General features: G+C 67.6%; 19 protein-coding genes. 11 read left to right on the forward strand and 8 right to left on the reverse strand.

Translation table 11 applies throughout. From position 1 onward, the window contains the following. Position 1 precedes the first annotated feature (1 nt). The 5 genes from IE075_RS03855 to IE075_RS03875 all read left to right on the forward strand — a co-directional run bounded on the left by IE075_RS03855 (position 2) and on the right by IE075_RS03875 (position 6163). Entirely contained in the window at positions 2-2524 is a 2523-nt protein-coding gene (locus tag IE075_RS03855) for a sensor domain-containing protein (protein ID WP_189453469.1), read from the forward strand. A gap of 2 nt (positions 2525-2526) precedes the next feature. Beyond that, positions 2527-3012 (forward strand): GNAT family N-acetyltransferase, encoded by a 486-nt coding sequence (locus IE075_RS03860; protein ID WP_189453471.1) that lies wholly within the window; start codon positions 2527-2529, stop codon positions 3010-3012. Positions 3013-3076: 64 nt separating this feature from the next. After that, positions 3077-3847, forward strand: coding sequence for an SDR family NAD(P)-dependent oxidoreductase (locus tag IE075_RS03865; protein ID WP_189453474.1), 771 nt, complete (start codon positions 3077-3079; stop codon positions 3845-3847). 82 nt (positions 3848-3929) lie between these two features. Next, positions 3930-4496 (forward strand): elongation factor P-like protein YeiP, encoded by a 567-nt coding sequence (yeiP, locus tag IE075_RS03870; RefSeq protein WP_189453476.1) that lies wholly within the window; start codon positions 3930-3932, stop codon positions 4494-4496. A gap of 173 nt (positions 4497-4669) precedes the next feature. Further along, on the forward strand, positions 4670-6163 hold the full coding sequence (locus tag IE075_RS03875; RefSeq protein ID WP_189453478.1) for a tetratricopeptide repeat protein: 1494 nt from the start codon (positions 4670-4672) through the stop codon (positions 6161-6163). A gap of 73 nt (positions 6164-6236) precedes the next feature. Here the strand turns inward: IE075_RS03875 and IE075_RS03880 are convergent, their stop codons facing one another. Continuing rightward, a complete protein-coding gene (locus tag IE075_RS03880; protein WP_189453480.1) occupies positions 6237-7625 on the reverse strand; it encodes an FAD-binding oxidoreductase in 1389 nt (462 codons plus the stop codon). 119 nt (positions 7626-7744) lie between these two features. Between IE075_RS03880 and serA the strand changes: the two genes are divergently transcribed. Beyond that, positions 7745-8983 (forward strand): phosphoglycerate dehydrogenase, encoded by a 1239-nt coding sequence (gene serA / locus IE075_RS03885; protein ID WP_189453481.1) that lies wholly within the window; start codon positions 7745-7747, stop codon positions 8981-8983. Between the two features lie 12 nt (positions 8984-8995). On the opposite strand, the gene IE075_RS03890 is transcribed toward serA, so the two are convergent. Beyond that, positions 8996-10438: an alanine/glycine:cation symporter family protein gene (locus tag IE075_RS03890; protein ID WP_189453483.1), complete on the reverse strand. Its 1443-nt coding sequence runs from the start codon at positions 10436-10438 to the stop codon at positions 8996-8998. A gap of 126 nt (positions 10439-10564) precedes the next feature. Next, positions 10565-11137, reverse strand: a complete 573-nt coding sequence (locus IE075_RS03895; RefSeq protein WP_189453485.1) for an NUDIX hydrolase — start codon at positions 11135-11137, stop codon at positions 10565-10567. 153 nt (positions 11138-11290) lie between these two features. On the opposite strand from IE075_RS03895, the gene IE075_RS03900 reads away from it, so the two are divergent. The 5 genes from IE075_RS03900 to mtnC all read left to right on the forward strand — a co-directional run bounded on the left by IE075_RS03900 (position 11291) and on the right by mtnC (position 16507). Beyond that, positions 11291-12865, forward strand: a complete 1575-nt coding sequence (locus IE075_RS03900) for an amino acid permease (RefSeq protein WP_189453487.1) — start codon at positions 11291-11293, stop codon at positions 12863-12865. Between the two features lie 19 nt (positions 12866-12884). Further along, on the forward strand, positions 12885-14369 hold the full coding sequence (gene nhaC / locus IE075_RS03905; protein ID WP_189454776.1) for a Na+/H+ antiporter NhaC: 1485 nt from the start codon (positions 12885-12887) through the stop codon (positions 14367-14369). Between the two features lie 73 nt (positions 14370-14442). After that, entirely contained in the window at positions 14443-15078 is a 636-nt protein-coding gene (locus IE075_RS03910; RefSeq protein ID WP_189453489.1) for a methylthioribulose 1-phosphate dehydratase, read from the forward strand. After that, the gene (locus IE075_RS03915; RefSeq protein ID WP_189453491.1) at positions 15075-15635 is read left to right on the forward strand and encodes a 1,2-dihydroxy-3-keto-5-methylthiopentene dioxygenase; all 561 of its coding nucleotides are present in this window, start codon (positions 15075-15077) and stop codon (positions 15633-15635) included. Before IE075_RS03910 ends, IE075_RS03915 begins: the two co-directional genes overlap by 4 nt. A 176-nt stretch (positions 15636-15811) precedes the next feature. Beyond that, on the forward strand, positions 15812-16507 hold the full coding sequence (gene mtnC, locus IE075_RS03920; protein ID WP_189453493.1) for an acireductone synthase: 696 nt from the start codon (positions 15812-15814) through the stop codon (positions 16505-16507). A 244-nt stretch (positions 16508-16751) separates the two neighbouring features. Here mtnC and IE075_RS03925 read toward each other — a convergent pair whose 3' ends face one another. The 5 genes from IE075_RS03925 to hisH are packed head-to-tail and all read right to left on the reverse strand — an operon-like array spanning position 16752 to position 21115. After that, on the reverse strand, positions 16752-18314 hold the full coding sequence (locus tag IE075_RS03925; RefSeq protein WP_189453494.1) for a calcineurin-like phosphoesterase C-terminal domain-containing protein: 1563 nt from the start codon (positions 18312-18314) through the stop codon (positions 16752-16754). A 42-nt stretch (positions 18315-18356) separates the two neighbouring features. Next, positions 18357-18980, reverse strand: a complete 624-nt coding sequence (gene hisIE, locus IE075_RS03930) for a bifunctional phosphoribosyl-AMP cyclohydrolase/phosphoribosyl-ATP diphosphatase HisIE (protein WP_189453497.1) — start codon at positions 18978-18980, stop codon at positions 18357-18359. A gap of 28 nt (positions 18981-19008) precedes the next feature. Continuing rightward, positions 19009-19779 carry an imidazole glycerol phosphate synthase subunit HisF gene (hisF, locus tag IE075_RS03935; protein WP_189453499.1) on the reverse strand — a complete coding sequence of 257 codons (771 nt, stop codon included), beginning with the start codon at positions 19777-19779 and terminating at the stop codon, positions 19009-19011. Further along, entirely contained in the window at positions 19773-20519 is a 747-nt protein-coding gene (gene hisA / locus IE075_RS03940) for a 1-(5-phosphoribosyl)-5-[(5-phosphoribosylamino)methylideneamino]imidazole-4-carboxamide isomerase (protein ID WP_189453500.1), read from the reverse strand. Before hisA ends, hisF begins: the two co-directional genes overlap by 7 nt. Beyond that, the gene (hisH, locus tag IE075_RS03945) at positions 20516-21115 is read right to left on the reverse strand and encodes an imidazole glycerol phosphate synthase subunit HisH (protein WP_189453503.1); all 600 of its coding nucleotides are present in this window, start codon (positions 21113-21115) and stop codon (positions 20516-20518) included. The genes hisA and hisH overlap by 4 nt, the downstream gene beginning before the upstream one ends.

Genomic DNA, 21115 nt, shown 5'->3' on the forward strand with positions numbered 1-21115 from the left:
GGTGTCTGACGCCGCGGCTCTTGCATTGCTCGATCGCGTCATCGGCGAGGCCGACGTGACCGAGCAGGACCGCGAGACCCTCGCAGCGCTGCGAACACGCATCGCGGACGACGCGGCGCTCCCTGAGGCGCGGCCGTCGTATCGCGAGCTGTTCCAGGCGATGCCGGATCCCGTCACCGTGCTCGACTACGAAGGGAACGTCGTGGATCTCAACGACGCGGCCCTCGCGTCATTCGACCGCACGCGCGAGCAGATCATCGGGCGCCCGATTCACCAGGTGAATCCCGACCTGCCCCGCGAGCACATGGTGCCGGTGCGCGAAGCGCTCGATCGCCGCGAGAACTACCTCATCGAGGTCACGAACCGACGCGCGGACGGCACACGCTTCCCGGTCGAAGTGCATTCCTCGCGCGTAGATGTCGATGGCCAGTCTTGGATCGTCGGAGTCGCCCGCGACCTCACCACGCGCCGTGGCGGCGAGCTGCGCTATCGCGAGCTCATGGAGCTCGTCGACAAGGGCATCCTGATCCGTGACGCGGACGATCGCGTGGTCCACGCGAACGCCGCCGCGATGCGCATGTTCGGGATCGGCGCAGGCGATGCGGTCGACGCGGTCTTTCGCCGCGAACAGTGGCTCGTGATCGATGAGAACGGACGCGAGCTCCGCGATGACGAACTCCCGCCCGTCGTCGCGCGTTGCACCGGGGGCGTGGTCGAAAGCACCGTGCTTGGCTACTACCACCGGGAGCGCCGCCGCCTGATCTGGGTGTCGGTGACCGCCGTGCCGCAGTTCGCCCCGGGGACCGACCGCGTCCAGCAGGTGATGACGCTGTTTTCCGACGTGACGGCGCTCAAGCGCGACAGCGCACTGTTCGACCGCGCGCAGGCGCTGGCGCACATCGGCGGCTGGGAATGGGAGCCGGGCCCGGACCGCCTGTACCTGACCGACGAGGCGCGTCGCATCCTCGGCCGCGACGAGCCCCTGGAATCAATGGAGGCGTTGCTCGGCGTGCTCGGCGACAGCGACCGCCGCTCGCTGCGCGCGGCGCTTGACGGCGCGATCGCGAGCGGAGAGCACGTCGATCTGGAGGTGCTGGCCTCGCGCGATGACGGGCACAGCGTGTGGATCCGCCTCATCGGCGAGAACGACGCACGTCAGGTGCTGCAGGCGCGCCTGACGGGCACGCTGCAGGACGTGACCGAGCGACGACAGGACGAAGAAACGCTGCGCGTGCAGGCGCGCACCGATCCGCTGACCACGCTGCTCAATCGCGATGCGCTGCTGTCGGAGCTGCAGGTCCGCCTTGCGGACCCGACGCAGTCCGGCGTCGCGGTGCTCTACATCGACCTCGACCGATTCAAGGTCGTCAACGACCTGCTCGGCCACGGCGCGGGCGACGGTCTGCTCGCGGCCGCCGCAAAGCGCATCCAGCATGCGGTCGGCAGCGAAGGGCTGACCGCGCGTTTCGGCGGCGACGAGTTCATCGTGATCTGCCACACCGCCGACGATGCGGAGCGACCGCAGCGGCTCGCGCAGGCGATCGTCGACGCATTCGACGCTAGCTTCCGCGTGCACACCGAAGACTTCAACATCACCGCCAGCATCGGTATTGCGGTGGCCGACGGCGGGCCGGTGTCGGCCGAGGCGTTGATCCAGAGCGCCGACGCGGCGATGTTCGACAGCAAGCGACGCGGCCGCAACGGCTGGCAGCTGTTCACGGCGCGGCTGGCCGAAAAGCAGCAGCACCGCCTCGAGCTCGAGAACAAGATGCGGCGCGCAATCGAGCACGGTGAGTTCCGGCTCGTGTACCAGCCGCAGGTGGATCTCAATACCGGGCGCGTGATCGGCGCAGAAGCCCTGATCCGCTGGAAGAACAGCACGCTGGGCGAGATCCGACCGGACCGCTTCATCGACCATGCCGAGACCACCGGCGACATCGTCGGCATCGGCGGCTGGGCACTGCGCGAGGCGTGCAGGCAGATGCGCGAGTGGATCGACGCGGGGGTCGACGTGCCGCGCGTCGCAGTCAACGTGTCGTATCGCCAGTTCCTCGCGGAGGACCTGGTGGGCATCGTGCGCGACGCGCTCGCCGAATACGAACTGCCCGGCCCTGCGCTCGAGCTCGAGTTCACCGAGCGCGTGCTCATCGAAGACGTGCCGGACACGCTGCGCGCGTTCCATGAGCTGCGCCAGCTTGGTGTCGCCCTGTCGATCGACGATTTCGGCGAAGGCTACAGCGCACTCAATTACCTGCGGCGCCTGCCGATCCACGGCGTCAAAATCAGCAAGCTGTTCGTGCAGGGCGTGCCGGAGAACGCCTCCGACGTCGCGGTGTGCCGCGCGGTGGCCGGCATCGCACAGAGCCTCGGGCTGGACGTCGTTGCCGAAGGCGTCGAGAACGACGCGCAGCGCGAGTGCCTGCGCTCGATGGGCATCGGCGTTGGACAGGGCTATCTGTTCGCGCCAGCCCTGCAACCCGATGAAATCGAGGCACGCTACGGCCCCCTCGTGGAGACACGCTGACCATGAATGCCTTCGAGATTCGCCCGATCCGCGCTGATGACGATGCGACGATCGCCTCGATCATCCGCACCGTCATGCCCGAGTTCGGCGCCTGCGGTGCGGGCTTTGCGATCAACGATCCGGAAGTCGACTGGATGCACCGCGCGTACAACGCACCTCGCAGCGCCTACTTCGTCGTCGAACGCGAGGACCGGGTGTGCGGCGGCGCCGGCATCGCACCGCTGGAAGGCGGCGACGCGGACACCTGCGAACTGCGCAAGATGTATTTCCTGCCCGAACTGCGCGGCTTGGGCGCGGGCGCTGCGATGATGAGCCGGTGCCTTCAAGCCGCACGCGGCTTCGGATTCCGCCGTTGCTACATCGAAACCCTGACGGGCATGGATGCCGCAATGCGGCTGTATGAGCGCACGGGCTTCCGTCGCGTGGATGCGTCGCTGGGCGCAACCGGTCATGGCGGTTGCGACCGCTACTACGTTCTCGATCTCTGACCGCTGCGCGCCCCGAACGGCGGCAGGGCTTAGAATCGCCCGCTTTCGGTCTCAGGAAGCGCCCATGCAGCTTGCCCACTCCCGCGCCGTGATCACCGGCGGCGTGTCCGGTCTTGGTTTCGCCGTTGCGCAGCATCTTGTCGCGCAAGGCGCGAAGGTTGCGCTGCTCGACGTCAACGATGAAAAAGGCGCGGCCGCCGTCGCCGAGCTCGGCGAGTCGAACGCGCGCTACTTCCGCACCGACGTCACCGATGAAGCGGGCGTGGTCTCCACGCTGGAGCAGGCGCGCGAGTTTCTTAGCGGCCTGAACGTCGCAGTGAACTGCGCCGGCATCCTCGGCGCCGGCCGAGTGCTGGGCAAGGAAGCGGCGATGCCGCTGTCGCAGTTCCAGAGCACCGTCATGGTGAACCTGGTCGGCAGCTTCAATGTCGCCAAGGCCGCGGCGTCGCTGATGCAGCACAACGAGGCGAACGACGCGGGCGAGCGTGGCGTGATCGTCAACACGGCGTCAGTCGCGGCGTTCGAAGGCCAGATCGGCCAGGCGGCCTACTCCGCCTCTAAGGGCGGCGTGGTCGGCATGACACTGCCGATGGCGCGTGAGCTCGCCCGTTTCGGCATCCGCGTCATGACGGTCGCGCCCGGCGTGTTCTGGACGCCGATGGTCGACGGCATGCCCGACTCCGTGCAGCAGTCGCTGGCCGCGTCGATTCCGTTCCCGTCGCGCCTCGGCAAGCCCGCGGAGTTCGCCGATCTCGTCGCGTACATCCTCGGCAACACCTACCTCAACGGCGAGACGATCCGCCTCGACGGCGCGACGCGACTCGCGCCGAAGTAAGGCCGCTCGCTGCGCGATCCGCCACACGGAGCCGCCCTGAGCGGCTCTCCCACGCATCACTTCAATTCGAGTGCGGTTTCCCATGAAGGCCTACGACATCAAGAAGGGCAACGTCGTCGAGCACAACGGCGGCGTGTATCAGGTCCGCGACATCGAGCGCAGCTCGCCGCAGGGCCGCGGCGGCAATGTGCGCTTCCGTTTCACCATGTACAGCGTGCCAGGCGGCAACAAGCTCGATGCAAGCTTCGACGGCGACGACGATTTGCGCGAAGTCGACCTTGCCCGCCGGCAGGCCACGTTCTCGTACATGGACGGCGATGCGTTCGTATTCCTCGATGACGAGGACTACACGCCGTACACGCTCGACGCCGATGCGATCGGCGACATGGCGGGCTACATCGTCCCCGACCTGTCGGGCTGCTACGTGCAGATCATCGACGACGCGCCGGTCGGGCTGCAGTTGCCGCAGACAGTGACGATGGAAGTTGTCGAGACGCCGCCGGAACTCAAGGGCGGGACCGCGACGAAGCGCCCGAAGCCGGCGAAGCTGTCGACCGGACTGGAGATCATGGTCCCCGAGTACATCGCGAACGGCGAGCGCGTGTTGGTCAACACGACGACGGGCGAGTTCGCCGGCCGGGCTGACTGAGCCCGCGATGCCCCGCTGCCGAGCCTGCATGCGGCGGCAGGGCGTGATTCCGCCCATCGTCGTGACGGATCGCACGTCGCGTTTGTGAAATGGGGAGGTCGGGCGCATTCCGGGCGGGTGCGGTCCTGCCATAGTGAGAGGCCGATTGCTTTCCACGTAATGCACGGCCGCCCATGCTCGACGTCGACGCCACCGCCCTAAGTCTCGATGAGTGCCTACGCGCGCGTGATGCCGGCGAGCCCCCGCATGGCTCCGCCGGGGACCGCCGCCTGCTGGCGGGGGACCTGCCCGGTGCCATCGAGGGCTACCGCACGGCCCCGGACCAGACCGACGCGGCGCTGAAGCACGCCTGGTGCCTGGCCGAGCGATGGAAGCTCCGCCAAGCCGCGGAGGTACTCGACAACGCCGAGCACTCGTCCAGTCCGGAGTCGCTTGCGCTGCAGCTCAGGGTTCTGGACGGCGCTTCGGGGCGGGACCGGTCGGGCTCGGCGGTGCATCGAAGGATGCAGGCGCTTGCCGAGCGGCTTTACGACGTCGATCCATCATCGCGGCGGGTCATGTCCGCATGGTGGGGCTTTCACATGAGCGGCGGCCGCTACGCGCAGATGAGGGCCATGGCCCTGCGGGCGGCCGAGTTCTTTCCCGACGACGCGGCGCTGCACCAGTCGATCCTGCGCGCCTTTGAAAAAAGCAGGCTTTCGCCGGAGATTCCGCTGAGGGCGCTCGTCGAGATGCTGGGCCCCGATTCGGCAGGTGATGACTGGCGGTACGCGCTCGTCCACAGCAAGGACGCAGGCCTGCTCGAGCTGTTCGAGCATGGCGTCGAGCGCTTGGTCGCATGCGCCCCGCCGGCGCCCACGGTGGAGGCACTCTGGTCTGTCACCCATGGCGGCGCGGCGGATGTGTCCGCTGCGGCTGCCGATGGGCAGGCTGCCTGGCTGCGAGTGGCGATTGCGCTTGCCCGCCTCGAGCGCGCAGTGCAGCAAGGGCAGCAGATCGCCCCCGCGGCACGCGCCTATCTGGACGCGCTCTGGGCTGCCCCGGATACCCAGGCGCTGCGCTGCAGCGATCGCGTGCAGTGGCAGGTGGACTGCCCGGGCGGTCAGCAGTTCTCTTTCAGCATCGAAGTGCAGTTGGACGAGATCGATCTTCACGTGCGCGATCTGCTGTCGAACGAAGACCTCGACCGGTGGGACATCGCCCTGCTGCTGAACGCGCACGCCGGTGCCGCGAAGCGCATCGAACGCGTACCGGCCCACCTGCTTCCGCCGATCGGCGTCGGGATGCAGCTCGAACGCGCGTCCGCGGAGCAGGTGCCGGATCTTCTGCAGCGCTACCTCGCGGCATTCGAGCGCTGCGGGATCGAAATGCAGATGGTCGACGCCGCCATCGTCGACCTGGATCTCGTGCTGGGCCGCGTCTGGGTGTCGGCTGCGGACCTTGCCCTGCAATTGGCTGAAAGCCTCGAAGGTCCCGAGCCCCTGTGCACCGGCGGAGCGCTGCTCAGCCTGCTCGATCCGATCGTCCGCGAGCAGGGCATCAATCCCGAGCTGGCCGATCGTGGAAAGGTCGCGCTGAGGCGCCTTTCGAAAGCAGTGCTCCTGCACTGTGACTCGCCCCTCGCCCGCTCCTACCTGCCGCGCGCCAAGCTGCAGCTGATGGGCTGACAACCCAGGTGCGTCTGCGTGCGCGGCGGCGAGCCCTCGCTGTCCGGATTCGGTATCTCCGCGCTCGCCCCGATCAGGCGTCGAAGACCTTGCCCGGGTTCATGATCCCGTTCGGATCGAGCACGCGCTTGATTCCGCGCATCAATGCGACCTCGGCCTCGCTGCGCGTGTCCAGCAAATACGGCTTCTTGACCAGACCAATGCCGTGCTCGGCGGAAATGCTGCCCCCGTGACGCGCGAGCGCGCCGGACAGCAGGTCAGTCACCTGTTCGCATTGCGCGACGAACACGTCCTGCGGCATGCCCTCGGGCGGCACGACATTGATGTGCAGGTTTCCGTCACCGATGTGGCCGAACCACACCACGTCCACGCCGGGGTATCCGGCCTCGATGAGCGCCTGTGTCTCGGCGAGGAACGCGGGCATCGACGAAATCCGAACCGACACGTCGTTCTTGTACGGCTTGTGCGGGGCGAGGCTCTCCGTAATGCCCTCTCGCAAACGCCACAGTTGCGCAGCCTGCGCGTCGCTTTGGCTGATTGCCCCGTCGACGACCAAGCCTTCGGTCAGGCACGCTTCGAACGCTTCCAGCGCCACCGCTTGCTGGTGCTCATCGGCGGCAGCGAACTCGGTGACCACGTAGTACGGGTGCTCGTCGTCGAACGGCCGCTGGGCGCCGTGGGCGAGCACATGACGCAGGGCGCGATCGGTGAAGAACTCGAACGCCTCGAGCGTCATCCGGCTGCGGAAGATCGAGAACACCTGCATGAGCGCCTCGAACGACGGCAGCGCCAGCAGCATCACCTGGGTGGGCGGCGGCGGCTCGGTCAATCGCAGCATGGCCTCCACGACGATGCCGAGCGTGCCCTCCGATCCAATCATGAGATGGCGAAGGTCGTAGCCGCTCGAGTTCTTGATGAGCCCGCGGTTGAGCTCCAGCACCTCGCCGGTACCCGTCACGACCTTGAGGCCGGCGATCCACTCGCGCGTGTTGCCGTAGCGGATGACCCGGATGCCGCCGGCGTTCGTGGCGATGTTGCCGCCGATGGAGCACGAGCCCCGCGCGGCGTAGTCCACCGGGTACGCCAGTCCATGCTCACGCGCCGCGTTGTGAACTGCTTCGAGCACGACGCCGGCCTGCACGGTCAACACGCGGTCGATCGCATCGAACGCGAGTACGCGGTTCATGCGCTCGAGGCTCAGCACCAGCTCGCCATTCGCTGCGACCGCGCCGCCCGACAGTCCGGTGCGTCCGCCCGAGGGAACAAGCGCGACGCGTTCGGCATTCGCCCAGCGCACGATCGCCTGCACCTCCTCCACCGTCGCGGGCAGCGCGATCGCCAATGGGGCGGGTTGCCAGCGCCGGGTCCAGTCACGGCCGTAATGCTCGAGCTCAGCGGCGTCGGTCAGCACGCGCAGCGCAGGCGCCGTCTCGATCAGGCGTTGCAGGCGGACGTCCGTCATGACCTTCTCCTCTCGGTGCAGGCCTCAAGCCTGCCGCCGCGCGCCGGCGCCGTCCAGCTGGACATCATCACGCCACACGATCTGCGATAGTCATCGTCTCCCTCGCGAAGGAGCGCCGCATGGCCCACAAAACCTCGTTTCCGAAGCACGAGATCCGCGTGCTGCTGCTTGAAGGCATCAGCGCGAGCGCGGCCCAGAGCTTTCGCGCCGCGGGTTATTCGCAAATCCGGCTGTTCGACAAATCCCTGCCCGAGGAGCAATTGCGCGAAGAACTCGCGCAGGCCCACCTCGTCGGCATCCGCTCGCGCACGCAGCTCACCGCCGACCTGCTGCAGGAGGCGCGCAGGCTGATCTCGATCGGCTGTTTTTGCATCGGCACGAGCCAGGTGGACCTCGACGCTGCGGAGGACCTCGGCATCCCGGTGTTCAACGCGCCCTACTCGAACACCCGCAGCGTCGCCGAACTCGTCGTTGCCGAAGCAATCATGCTGCTGCGGGGAATCCCCGCGAAGAACGCACAGTGCCATAAGGGCGGCTGGGCGAAGTCAGCGTCGGGCAGCCACGAGGCGCGCGGTAAGACGCTCGGCATCGTCGGCTACGGCCACATCGGCACGCAGGTCGGCGTGATCGCCGAGGCGCTCGGCATGCAGGTGATCTTCCACGACATCGAAACCAAGCTCTCGCTCGGCAACGCGCGCGCAGCGGCCAACCTCGACGAGTTGCTCCAGCGCAGCGACGTGGTGACGCTGCACGTGCCGGAAACACCCGCCACGCGGGAGATGATCGGCGCGCCGCAGATCGCGATGATGAAACCGGGCGCGCACCTCATCAACGCGTCCCGCGGCACTGTCGTCGACGTCGACTGCCTTGCCGACGCCGTGCGCAGCGGACACGTCGGCGGCGCCGCGGTGGACGTGTTTCCCGTCGAGCCCAAGGGGAACGACGACGTGTTCCAGACGCCGCTCGCGGGCTTGGACAACGTGTTGCTCACGCCGCATATCGGCGGCAGCACGCTCGAGGCCCAGGACAACATCGGGCTCGAGGTCGCGTCGAAGCTGATCCGCTACAGCGACAACGGCTCGACCCTGTCGGCCGTGAACTTCCCGGAGGTCTCGCTGCCGGAGCACACGGGCAGCACGCGCTTCTTGCACATCCACCGCAACGTGCCCGGCGTGCTGTCTCGGGTCAACGATGTGTTCTCGCGCCTCGGCGCGAACATCGACGGCCAGTTCCTGCGCACCCACCCGAAGGTGGGCTACGTGGTCATCGACGTCAGCGCGAGCCAGACCCAGCTGGATGACATCCGCACCGCGCTGATGGAGATCCCGGGCACGCTGCGGACGCGCGTCCTGTACTGAGCGGCTCGCCGCTCAGTCACCGCGAAGCCGACGGCGCCAGAACTCGGCATTGCGGATTCCGAGCGCGTCGGGGTCGAACACCGGGTCGGCGCCTGAACGCCTCTGGCGCTCGTAGTCGCGGAGCGCCGCGAGTGCCGGCCGCTGGATGATGAGGATCGCGACGATGTTCAGCCACGCCATGAGGCCGACGCCGATGTCGCCGAGCGTCCAGGCCGCCCCGGCGCTTCGCATGACCCCCAGGATCACCGCGCCGATGATCAGGACGCGCAGTGCGAGCACCATCCACGGCCGCCTCTTCTGGCGGTTGATGTAGGCGATGTTCGTTTCCGCCATGTAGTAGTAGGCGACGATCGTCGTGAACGCGAAGAACGTCAGCGCGATCGCCACAAAGCCGGCCCCCAGGCCCGGCAACACCGACTCGACGGCCGCCTGCGTGAATCCCGGTCCGGGCTCGACGCCGGGCAGCTGGCTCACGATCAGCGCGCCATCAGCCCCGGTGACGTTGTAGAGGCCGGTCGACAGGATCATGAATGCGGTTGCGGAGCACACCAGCAACGTGTCGATGTAGACCGAAAACGCCTGCACGTAGCCTTGCTTAGCGGGATGCGAGACCTCGGCAGCCGCGGCTGCATGCGGCGCGGTGCCCTGCCCGGCCTCGTTCGAATAGATGCCGCGCTTCACGCCCCACTGGATGGCCAGACCAAGCATGCCGCCGAACGCCGCCTCGGCACCGAACGCACTGCGGAACACGAGCGAGATCATCGCCGGCAACGCATCGGCGTTCGCGATCACGATGTAGACCGCCACGCCCATGTAGCCGAGCGCCATGAACGGCACCACGACCTCCGCGAACCGCGAGATCCGCTTCACGCCGCCGAAGATGATGAGGGCCAGCACGGCTGCGAGCGGCAGCGCCACCATCAGCGGCTCGACGCCCCACGCGTTGCGCATGCCAGTGGCGATGCCGTTCGCCTGCACGCCCGGCAGCAACAAGCCGGTCGCAAGGATTGTCGCGACCGCGAAGGTCAGCGCGTACCACTTCTGCCCCGTCGCTTTCTCGATGTAGTAGGCCGGGCCGCCGCGGTATCGCCCCTCGTCGTCGGTTTCTTTGTAAATCTGGGCAAGCGTCGCCTCGATCGCGGCGGTCGATGCCCCGAGTAGCGCCATCACCCACATCCAAAAGATTGCGCCCGGGCCGCCGGCGGCGATCGCCGTTGCGACGCCGGCGATGTTGCCGATGCCGACACGTCCGGACAACGACATCGCCAGCGCCTGGAACGACGAGATGCCGGCTTCAGAGCGTTGCCCCGAGAACGTAAGGCGGAACATCTCGCCGAAGCTGCGCAATTGCAGGAACCGCGTGCGGATCGAGAAATACAGACCGGCGCCAAGGCACAGGTAGATGAGCGCCGAGCTCCAGATGATGTCGTTCAGCGCGTTCAGGGCGGAATCCACGTAACACGGTCCTCTGGCAGGTGCGACCTGGGCGTCGCGTGGCGACGCACAGTGCTCGTCAGCAACGACGTAGCTGCCCCGAGCGTACCAATAATTCACTCCGCGCCCCTGGCTAGGCCTGCTGCTTCACGCAGGGAGGCGCGTGACGCTCCGCTGGAGCCACTTGCCGGCCATGCGACGGATCGACGGATCGGTGTCGGGATCGTCGAGCAGCAAACCGACGTCGCGCCACGCCAATGCATGGGACTCGTCGCTGACCACGAACGCCTCGTCATCGCCGGCGCGGACGACGAATCGAACGTCGTAGTGCCAGTGGCCCGGCACGTCCTTGCGCTCCGGGATCCAATGGCGATCGAGGTCGAAGATCCCGTGATCGACCTCCAACCCGGGCAGGCCCGACTCTTCCCGCGCCTCGCGCAATGCGGCAAACGCGAGATCGCCATCGCCATCGGCATGCCCGCCGAGTTGCAGCCAACGGCCGAGCTTGCGGTGATGGGTCATCAGCAGACGCGTCCCGCGTCGATCGACCAGCCAGGCCGACGCGGTGAAATGGCCTTCCAGCCGCTCGCGACCAAACGCGTTGTCGCCATCTTGGAGCAACTCGAGGAACGGCGTGACGTCCTCGTCCGGCCACCGCCCGCTGTAATTGAGGACTTCGCTGCGCAGTGCTTCGAGTGAGCTTGATACCGGGCGTGTCATGCAGGGGCTGGCGTGTGGATCGAAGCCCGCGATTATCCCCGCCTACCGCCTTGCTGCCCGTTTCACGGCTGAGTTAATGTGGCGAACCGCGTTGGCTGCACCCATGCACGACGCCTCCATGCGCCACCGCACGTACCTTTCAGGGGAGTCGTAATGCTCAGGAACCTCTTCGTCACCAAGCCCGTCGACCCCGCGCCGCATGTCGACGCGGGTGAACCCGTCGAAGGCTCCCTGAGCGGCGAAGCGAGCCTGCGCCGCGTCCTGACCGCCCGGCACCTGTTCCTGCTCGGCGTGGGCGCGATCATCGGTGCCGGCATCTTCGTGATGACCGGCAAGGCGGCTGCGGACTACGCCGGCCCCGCCGTCATCCTCAGCTTCATCCTCGCGGGCATGACCTGCGCGCTGGCGGGCCTGTGTTACGCGGAGTTCGCGGCGATGATGCCGGTCTCCGGCTCCGCCTACTCCTACACGTACTCCACGATGGGCGAGGTCATCGCCTGGTTCATCGGCTGGAACCTCGTACTCGAGTATCTCTTCGCGGCGTCGACCGTCGCGGTCGGCTGGTCGGGATACCTCGGAGGCTTCCTCGACTCGACGTTCGGGGTGCAGCTACCCGCGATACTGGCGCAAGCGCCTTATACGTTTGTCGCGGAGACCAAGTCGTTTGCGCGCACCGATGGATTGCTGAACCTGCCTGCCGTACTGATCGTCGCGGCGGTCACGGCGCTCTGCTACCGGGGCATCACCCAGTCCGCATGGGCGAACGCGATCATCGTCGCGCTGAAGGTCGCCGTCATCGTGCTGTTCCTCGCGTTCGCGTTCCAGTACATCAACCCCGCCAACTGGGATGCGTGCCAGGCGATCGCCGCGAGCGGCGGGCAGTTCTCCGCGGAACTCGTCGCCGAGCTTCGCGCCGCCTGCGCTGCAGGTTCGCCTGGCCTGGCGATCATTCCCCCAGGCACAGAAGCCGGCCTGTTCGGCACCGATGGCGTGATCCGCGCCGCGGCTGTGGTGTTCTTCGCGTACATCGGCTTCGACGCAGTTTCCACGGCAGCGGGCGAAGCGAAGAACCCGCAGCGTGACATGCCGATCGGCATCCTCGGCTCGCTCGCGTTCTGCACCGTGCTGTACATCGCCATGGCTGCGACCATGACCGGCCTGCTTCCGTTCCCGGAGCTGGGAACCAATAAGCCGATCGCGACCGCGCTCGAGACGTATCCGACGCTGGGCTGGCTGAAGACCATCGTCGAGATCGGCGCGATCGCGGGCCTGAGCTCGGTGATCCTCGTCATGCTTATGGGCCAGCCGCGCATCTTCTTCGCGATGAGCCAGGACGGGCTCATGCCGAAGATCTTCGGCAAGGTTCATCCGAAGTACGGCACCCCGCACGTCGGCACCGTGATCGTCGGCGTCGTCGCGGCCGCAATGGCCGGCCTGCTGCCCCTGAGCTTCCTCGGCGACCTCGTCTCGATGGGCACGCTGCTCGCATTCGCCACCGTGTCGGCCGGCGTGCTGATCCTGCGCTACACGCGCCCGGACCTGCCCCGCCCGTTTCGCGTGCCGTTCCCGCACCTGATCTGCCCGCTGGCCGTGATCGCCTGTCTGTATCTGTTCTGGCAGCCGTTCGCCGACCACTGGCAGGTCATGCTGGGCTGGACGGTGATCGGTTTTGCCATCTACGCCGTGTACGGCTACCGCAACAGCAAGCTGCGCCGCGGACAGGTCTGAGTCCGTGTCATCACCGGAGATGGCGTCTCGGGCGCGCGACCCTAGCCTGCTGCAGGCGCTGACTCCGCTGGTCTTCCTCGCGGTCGCGCTCGCCGCGGGGGTGTGGTTGTTCAAGGACAACGCGTCCTACGGCGCGAACCAGATCGCCCTGATGCTCGCGGGCGGCGTCGCGGCACTGGTGGGCATTCGCAACGGGCTTTCCTGGAAATACATCCAGGAAAGCCTCGTGCACGGCGTGTCCCTCGCGATTGTGCCGATTTTCATCCTGCTCGCCGTCGGTGGCCTGATCGGCACCTGGATCCTCTCGGGCACCGTGCCGACACTGATCGTGTACGGCATGAAGCTGATGCACCCGTCGTTCTTCTATCCTGCGGCGTGCCTCATCTGCGCGGTCGTCGCGCTTGCGATCGGCAGCTCGTGGACCGTCGCGGGCACGCTCGGCGTCGCACTGATCGGCGTGGGACAGGGCCTGGACATGTCGCCGGCAATCACGGCAGGCGCGGTGATCTCGGGCGCGTATTTCGGGGACAAACTGTCGCCGCTGTCGGACACCACCAACATCGCACCCGCCGCGGCAGGCAGCGAGCTGTTCGAGCACATCCGGCACATGATCTGGACCACCGGCCCATCGATCGTGATCGCGCTGCTGCTGTTTACCGCCGTGGGTCTGGGCACTGATCGGCCTAACGCCGGGGCCAATTTCGGGGACTTGTCCGGTCTGCTCGAAGCCCAGTTCGCGATCGGCCCCCATCTGCTGATCCCGCTGGTGGTCGTCTTCGTGATGGCGATGCGCGGCTTTCCGGCCTACCCCACCATTCTGATCGGCGCGCTGCTCGGTGCCGTGTTCGCGGTTATTTTCCAGCCCGATGCGGTGGTGCGACTCGCGAACAACGAGGCGCTGTCGCGCCCGCTCGCGTTACTCGCAGGCGCTTGGACGGCGCTTTATGACGGCTACAAAGCCAGCACGGGCAATGCGGCGGCGGACGAGCTTCTGAGCCGCGGCGGCATGATCAGCATGCTCAACACGATCTGGCTGATCATCTGCGCGCTCGGCTTCGGCGCGATGATGGAGTGCACCGGCCTGCTCGAGCGGATGGTCCGGGGCGTGCTGAAAGCGGCCCGCTCGACCGGCGCCCTGATCTCCGCGACCCTGGGCACCGCGATCGGCGCGAACATCATCGCGGCCGACCAGTACATGTCGATCGTGCTCACCGGACGCCTGTATCGGCCGGAGTTCGAGCGGCGCGGCCTCGCGGCGGTCAACCTCTCGCGCGCGCTCGAGGACGGCGGAACGATCACCTCCCCGCTGGTGCCCTGGAACACCTGCGGCGCCTACATGGCGGCGACCCTTGGTGTCGCGACGGTCGAGTACCTGCCCTACGCGTTCTTCAACCTGCTCAGCCCGGTGGTGGCGGCCGTGCTCGCGTATGCCGGCTTCCGGATCCTGCGTGTCACGCCCGAGGTGCAGGCGACCGCGACGCGCGGGCCCGATCCCGCGGTCTGATCGGCTTGAACGGCCGCTGCAGTGCGCACCGCGTGTGCACGGGCGGCCGCGGAGCATCGGCTAAACTCCTCGCATGAGCCCGCTCCCATACGACGCACAGCGCCTGTCGCAGTGCGCAGCCAGCATCATCAGCAACGTCCGCGAGTTGTCTGACCGGGGTTGGACGCCTGCAACCAGCAGCAATTTCTCCGAACGAATCGACGAGCGCCACGTCGCGATCACGGTCTCGGGCCGCGACAAGGGCCGCCTTGTGCCGGACGACATCATGGTCGTCGACCTCGACGGTCGCCCGGTGGCCACGGACCGGAAGTCATCGGCCGAAACTCTGCTGCACACGCAGCTCTACGCGCGCCACCCCGACGTCGGCTGCGTCCTGCATACGCATTCGCAGACGCAAACAGTCGCGTCGCGGCTGTTCGCTCGCGAAGGCTGCATGCGCATCGAAGGCTATGAATTGCTCAAGGCGTTCCGCGGCAACGAGACGCACGAGACGGCGCTCGACCTGCCGGTTCTTCCGAACACGCAGGACATGCCAGCGCTTGCCGCGCAGGTCGAATCACTGCTCGATGCACAGCCGATGTGGGGTTACCTCATCGACGGACACGGGCTGTACGCGTGGGGCCGCGACATGGCGGAAGCGCGCCGGCACCTCGAGGCATTTGAATTTCTGCTGGGCTGCGAGCTCGAACTGAGGAGGCTGCAACGATGAGCCGGCTGCGAATTTTCGACCAACACAGCCCCGACACGCCGGAGCTGGCGACGAGCGACCTGGCGCGCATCGCCGAGGAGCTCGCGAAGATCGGCGTGGGCTTCGAGCAATGGGAGGCCGGCGCGCCCGTGAAAGCCGGCGACGCTCCGGACATCATTCTCGACGCCTACAAGCAGGACATCGAGCGGCTCGTGGCCGAGCGCGGCTTCAAGACGGTGGACGTGGTGAGCATCTCGCCCGAGCACCCTGAGCGCGAGACGATGCGCGGCAAGTTCCTCGACGAGCACTTCCACAAGGAAGACGAGGTCCGCTTCTTCGTCGACGGCTCGGGATTGTTCACGCTGCACGTCGACGAGAAGGTCTACGAGATCCTCTGCGAGAAAGGCGACCTCATTGCGGTGCCTGACTCGACCCTGCATTGGTTCGACATGGGTTCGGAGCCGAGCTTCGTCGCGATTCGTTTTTTCACCGAGCCGGACGGCTGGGTGGGCCATTTCACCGGCACCGACATCGCGCTGCGCTTCCCGCGGCACGAGCCCATCAAGGGCGACAGCTGAGGTTGCGTGGGACGCGCCGGCGCGGTTTGGTGCGGTCGCCCGCCCTTGGTTTCGCCCGCGATGAGTGAGCGGCGCTCGCGTTTTCCTTGGCTCGCGAGCGGGACGTTAGTGCATTGGCAGCTCCGACGTCCGCTCGATAGCGGCCACCCCGATTCCTTCAAAGTTGACGACCTGTCATGCCCATTCGCGCGATCCTGACCGACATCGAAGGCACCACGAGCAGCATCTCGTTCGTCAAGGACGTGCTGTTCCCGTATGCGCGGCGCGCACTCCCCGGGTTTGTCGAAGCACGTAGCGCCGAGCCGGAGGTGCGCCGTTGGCTCGACGCCGTCGCTGCCGAGCAGGGCGGGATTTGCGATGACCGGATGATTGTCGAGGTGCTGCAAGGCTGGATCGACGAGGACCGCAAGCACACGGCGCTGAAAGCGTTGCAGGGCATGGTGTGGAGTGACGGTTACCGCAATGCGGATTTCACCGCGCACCTGTACCCCGACGCCGGTCGCGCGTTGCGCGAGTGGAACGACGCGGGGCTGCCGCTGTACGTGTACTCGTCGGGCAGTGTTCCGGCGCAGCGCCTGTTCTTCGGTCACAGTGACGCGGGTGACCTCACGAGCCTGTTCTCGGGCTGGTTCGACACCGAGGTCGGGGGCAAGCGCGAGGCCGAGAGCTACCGCCGCATCGCCGAGTCGATTGGCGTCGCGCCCGGTGACGTGCTGTTCCTGTCGGACATCGTCGAGGAACTCGACGCCGCGCGCGAAGCAGGCATGCAGACCGTGCTCATCGACCGACGCGAGGATTACCCGACACCGCGCTTGGGCGACGCCGTGCACGGCCATCGCCGCGTCGAGTCTTTCGAAGACGTGGGCGTTTGACCGAAGCGCAGACCGTGCACGCCGTTTCGGTCGGATGAGTTCGCTGACGCATCACTTAGCGTTGCGCATCGCCGAACCTGGAAGCGACCGTAATGGGCTTGGCTCCTCTTCATGATGTCGAGGCCACCCGGCTTTCTTTGACACGGACTTCGCGCGCTCGGCAGATGCCACCGGCATCACGCGCCGCCGCCCGGGGCGCGTAACCGCGCAGCCGCGCAGCCGCGCAGCCCGATTGAGCCAAGCGCTAGGGCGCTGCCTCCTCCAGGCGGTACTGCGTCGACGCGCGCTGCTCGCCGTTCCAAGTGTCAAACGCCCGCACCTCGATCCGGTGCTCACCGACTCGCAGGTCCGTCGGCAACGCGCCCCGCCACAGGTGCGGGGACGGCGTGGCTTCCGGCGACCGGTCGTAGCCACGCAGCATCGCGGCCGCATCGTCCGCGACGTTCTCGGCGAGCAGACGCGGATCGGGCGCAACCACGCGCGTCATGGCCTTCCACGCGCGGTCGCCGACCCGGAATTCCACGCGCGTGTCCGCGTGACCCATGTAGACATTGGCGTACACGCCCCACGCGGGGTATGCGCCGCGCCGGAGCACCTTGGGCGCATGCAGGGCCATGGTGGCGCTCGCCGCGGGGCCGTTGTCGGAAAGGCGCGCCGGGTGCCAACTCAACCGGTACTCCCCGCCGTCCGTCACACTGAGGCGGGCGTAGCCGTTCGGCGTGCCGTCGCTCATCGTGGCGTCGGGGATTCCAGCCGCATCCTTGACGCCCGACCAATACGCGCCGCTTGCCGCACCGACGTTGTACTCGTGCAGCGGCGTCTCGCCGCGCCAGCCCGACGAGGCGTCATGGAAGACGTGGCGCTGTGCATGGCTGTGGCCGCTCAGCACCAGCCGTTTCGGGAACTGTTCGAGCAGCCGGAACAGCCGCTCGCGGTCGGCGCGGCGGAATGTCTCGCGGCCGGGGGCGCTGTCGAACAACGGGATGTGCAGCGCCAGCACGAGCAGGCGATCCCGCGGTGCGGTCGCGAGATAGCGTTCGAGGAACTCGAACTGCTGCTCGCGCAAGCCACCGACGTACGCCGCAGGATGCCCATCCGCACGGACGACGTCGTCAAGCAGCACGAACGTGGCCTGCGGCGTCTCCCAGGCGAACGTGTCCGGGCCGTAGTGCCGCCGGAAAGCGTCGAGTGCCGACGCGTCGCCGCTCGCCTTCGCATCCATGTCGTGGTTGCCCGCCACGTGCAACCACGGGGCACCGAGCCGAGCGGTTTCACGATCAAGCGCCGGGTACAGATCGGTGCGTCCGCGCGCGACGACATCTCCTAGGGTGAGGCCGAGATCGGCCGACGGTGAGGCGCGTTCGTCGAGCACCGAGTCGACGATGTCGCGTGCGTAATAGTCGACGTCGACTTCCGACGCCGTCTGCGGGTCCGCGAAGACGAGAACGTCCAGCGGCCCGGCGCGCGGATCGCGCGCGTGCAGCGCGAAATCGCAGTCGGATGCCTCACTGCCCCGCCAGATATCCGGCCGTCCGTCCGCCCGCCGCGGGGCGGAATGCGTCGGCGGCTTGATCACGAATACGGCGGACGCGGGCGCGTCTCCGAATACAAACGCGCCGCGCGCATCGCTGAGCACGAGCTGCCGGCCGTCAGAAACCTTGACGTCCGGCAGACCTGGCTCGCGCGGGTCTCGCACGCCATCGCGGTCGCGGTCTTCGAACACGGCACCGCTGCGGCACGCGGCCTCTACGTCCACGATCGACACTGCGGCGAGCAGTGCGGTGGCCAGAATGATCGACTGTCGCATCGCACCTCCATCAGGGCCGGCATTATGCGCTGGCGCCATGACTCAGCCGGTGCGGTGTCGCTCGCGCAGCACGTCGACGGCGTCCTCGAACGAGAGGCCGCGCGCGCGCAGCAGCACCTGAAGGTGGAACAGCAGGTCTGCAGCTTCGCCGCACAACGCGACATCGTCCTGCACGACCGCCGCGAGCGCGGTCTCCACGCCCTCCTCGCCCACCTTCTGTGCGATGCGCCGAAGCTCGCCGTCGAATAGCTTCGTCGTGTAGCTGCCGGCCGGTCGCTCGCGATGACGCGCGTCGATCAACGCGTCGAGCTCCGCAAGAAAATTGCCGGGGGCGGCCGGGAAACAGCTGGTCCGGTCGAGATGACACGTGGGGCCGTTCGGGCGCGCACGCACGAGCAGGCTGTCGCGGTCGCAGTCCGTTTCGACCGACACGAGGTCGAGGAAGTGACCGGACGACTCGCCTTTCGTCCACAGGCGCTGCTTGCTGCGGCTGAAGAACGTCACGCGGCGCGAGTCCAGCGTGGCCTGGAGCGCGGCGCGGTCCATGTACCCGAGCATGAGCACGCGCAAGGTGGCGGCGTCCTGCACGATCGCCGGCAGCAGGCCGTCCTGCTTGTGCCAATCCAGTGCGTCGGGGGCGAAATCGGCGGGGCTGGGGTCGCTCATCGGCGGCAAGTCCTGTCGGGTGAGTGCATCAGCGGCGCACCGCGACGCCAGCCGCGCTAAGCGCCTGCTTGAGCGCCGGGATCGGCACGGTGCCGGAATGGAACACGCTCGCGGCGAGCGCGCCGTCGACATCAGCCTCGCGGAACACCGTGTCGAAATGTTCGATTGCGCCCGCGCCACCGGAGGCGATCAGCGGCACGTGGCACACCGCGCGCGCAGCGCGCAGTTGCTCGAGGTCGTAGCCGGTGCGCACGCCGTCGCTGCCCATGCAGTTGAGCACGATCTCCCCCGCGCCCAGCGCCTGTGCCTGCTCGATCCACTCGAGCGTGCGCGACGCGAGCGCCTGAGTGCGCGACGGGTCTCCGGTGAACTGGCGCACGCGCCATTCGCCGTCCTCGTCGCGCAGGCTGTCAACGCCCACCACGACGCATTGCACGCCAAATGCATCGGCGAGCTCGGTAACCAGTGCAGGCCGCAGCAGCGCCGGCGTGTTGATCGACACCTTGTCCGCTCCGGCATAGAGGATTGCGCGCGCGTCCTGCACGCTGCGGATGCCGCCGGCCACGCAGAACGGGATGTCGATCGCGCGCGCGACGCGCTCCACCCAGTCGCGGTCGACGACGCGGTCCTGCGGGCTCGCGGTGATGTCGTAGAACACGAGCTCGTCGGCGCCCTCGTCGCGATAGCGCTCTGCCAGCTGGACGATGTCGCCCATGTCGACGTGGTCCCGGAAGCGAACGCCCTTCACGACGCGGCCGTCGCGCACGTCGAGGCACGGGATGATGCGACGGCTCAGCATGCGAGCGGTTCCCGGCATAGCGCCGCGAGATCGATGTGGCTTTCGAGCAAGGCCTTGCCGAGTACCGCGCCCGCGCATCCGGCCTCGCGTGCAGCGACGACGTCCGCGGCGTCGCGCACGCCGCCCGATGCCTGCACGAGCACTTGCGGGGCGATGTCGACGAGCGCGCGGTACAGCTCCAGGTTCGGGCCGGCGAGCATGCCGTCGCGCGCGATGTCGGTGCACAGCAGGTGCTGCAGGCCGGCGTCTGCGTAGTGACGCAGCAAGGCCTCGAGCGCCACGCCGCTCGCTTGCGTCCACCCGGCGGTGGGGAGTTGCCACTTTCCGCATGCGTCTTGCCGCGCGTCGAGCGCGACCGTGATGCGTTCGGCGCCGAAGCGCGAGATCCAGCCAATCACGGCATCGGGCTCGCGCACGGCCAGGGATCCGACCACGACGCGGTCCGCGCCTGCTTCGAGAATCGCCTCTACGTCCGCTTCGCTGCGCACGCCGCCGCCGGTCTGGACCCGCAACGGCGTGCGCGACTTGATCGCGCGCAGCAGCGCCGCGAGCGTGTACCCGCCTGCGCGTGCCGCATCGAGATCGACCAGGTGCAGCCATTGCGCACCTGCCTGCGAGTAGCGCTCGGCCACGTCGGCAGGCTCGCCGGCGTAGCGAGTTTCGTGCGCGTAATCGCCCTGTCGCAGGCGCACGACGCGGCCGTCGCGGACGTCGATCGCGGGGTACAAGGTGAAGCTCATGCGGCGACTCCGGACAGAAAGTTCTCGAGCAGGCGGGCTCCGACGGACGCGGAGCGCTCGGGGTGGAACTGCGCGCCGTGGCGGTTGCCGCGGCGCACGACGGCCGCGAACTCGATCCCGTGCGTGCTCGTCACAAGCGTGTCGGAGGTCACCGGCGCCGCGTAGCTGTGCACGAAGTACGCCTGTTCGCCTGCGTCGATGCCCGCAAGCAACGGATCGTCACCACGCGGTTGCAGCGCGTTCCAGCCCATGTGGGGGACGCGGATGCCCGGCGCGTTCGGGATGCGTCGCACCCGGCCCGGCAACACGCCGAGGCACTCGACGTCGCCCTCTTCCGACGACTCGAACAGCAGCTGCATGCCGAGGCAGACGCCGAGCAAGGGCTGCCGCAGGCTGCGCACGACGTCGACAAGCCCCAGCTCGCGCAGTCGCGCCATCCCAGGCGCGGCCGCGCCGACGCCGGGCAGGATCACGCGGTCAGCGCGACGGATCGCCTCGGGGTCCGACGTGAGATGCGCGCTCGCGCCGAGTCGCTCGAGTGCGTAGCGCACCGAACCTATGTTGGTGCCGCCTGAATCAATGAGTGCAACGTCCAT

Source organism: Cognatilysobacter bugurensis (genome assembly GCF_014652095.1).
Classification (GTDB): domain Bacteria; phylum Pseudomonadota; class Gammaproteobacteria; order Xanthomonadales; family Xanthomonadaceae; genus Cognatilysobacter; species Cognatilysobacter bugurensis.

Excerpts from the sequence above, each read along its gene's own strand:
- IE075_RS03925 (WP_189453494.1), bottom strand. The coding sequence starts at position 18,314 with ATGCGACAGTCGATCATTCTGGCCACCGCACTGCTCGCCGCAGTGTCG.
- serA (WP_189453481.1), top strand. The coding sequence starts at position 7,745 with ATGGCCCACAAAACCTCGTTTCCGAAGCACGAGATCCGCGTGCTGCTG.
- IE075_RS03895 (WP_189453485.1), bottom strand. The coding sequence starts at position 11,137 with ATGACACGCCCGGTATCAAGCTCACTCGAAGCACTGCGCAGCGAAGTC.
- IE075_RS03910 (WP_189453489.1), top strand. The coding sequence starts at position 14,443 with ATGAGCCCGCTCCCATACGACGCACAGCGCCTGTCGCAGTGCGCAGCC.
- IE075_RS03875 (WP_189453478.1), top strand. The coding sequence starts at position 4,670 with ATGCTCGACGTCGACGCCACCGCCCTAAGTCTCGATGAGTGCCTACGC.
- hisF (WP_189453499.1), bottom strand. The coding sequence starts at position 19,779 with ATGCTGAGCCGTCGCATCATCCCGTGCCTCGACGTGCGCGACGGCCGC.
- IE075_RS03880 (WP_189453480.1), bottom strand. The coding sequence starts at position 7,625 with ATGACGGACGTCCGCCTGCAACGCCTGATCGAGACGGCGCCTGCGCTG.
- IE075_RS03860 (WP_189453471.1), top strand. The coding sequence starts at position 2,527 with ATGAATGCCTTCGAGATTCGCCCGATCCGCGCTGATGACGATGCGACG.
- nhaC (WP_189454776.1), top strand. The coding sequence starts at position 12,885 with ATGGCGTCTCGGGCGCGCGACCCTAGCCTGCTGCAGGCGCTGACTCCG.
- mtnC (WP_189453493.1), top strand. The coding sequence starts at position 15,812 with ATGCCCATTCGCGCGATCCTGACCGACATCGAAGGCACCACGAGCAGC.
- IE075_RS03865 (WP_189453474.1), top strand. The coding sequence starts at position 3,077 with ATGCAGCTTGCCCACTCCCGCGCCGTGATCACCGGCGGCGTGTCCGGT.
- IE075_RS03915 (WP_189453491.1), top strand. The coding sequence starts at position 15,075 with ATGAGCCGGCTGCGAATTTTCGACCAACACAGCCCCGACACGCCGGAG.
- yeiP (WP_189453476.1), top strand. The coding sequence starts at position 3,930 with ATGAAGGCCTACGACATCAAGAAGGGCAACGTCGTCGAGCACAACGGC.
- hisH (WP_189453503.1), bottom strand. The coding sequence starts at position 21,115 with ATGGACGTTGCACTCATTGATTCAGGCGGCACCAACATAGGTTCGGTG.
- hisIE (WP_189453497.1), bottom strand. The coding sequence starts at position 18,980 with ATGAGCGACCCCAGCCCCGCCGATTTCGCCCCCGACGCACTGGATTGG.
- IE075_RS03900 (WP_189453487.1), top strand. The coding sequence starts at position 11,291 with ATGCTCAGGAACCTCTTCGTCACCAAGCCCGTCGACCCCGCGCCGCAT.
- hisA (WP_189453500.1), bottom strand. The coding sequence starts at position 20,519 with ATGAGCTTCACCTTGTACCCCGCGATCGACGTCCGCGACGGCCGCGTC.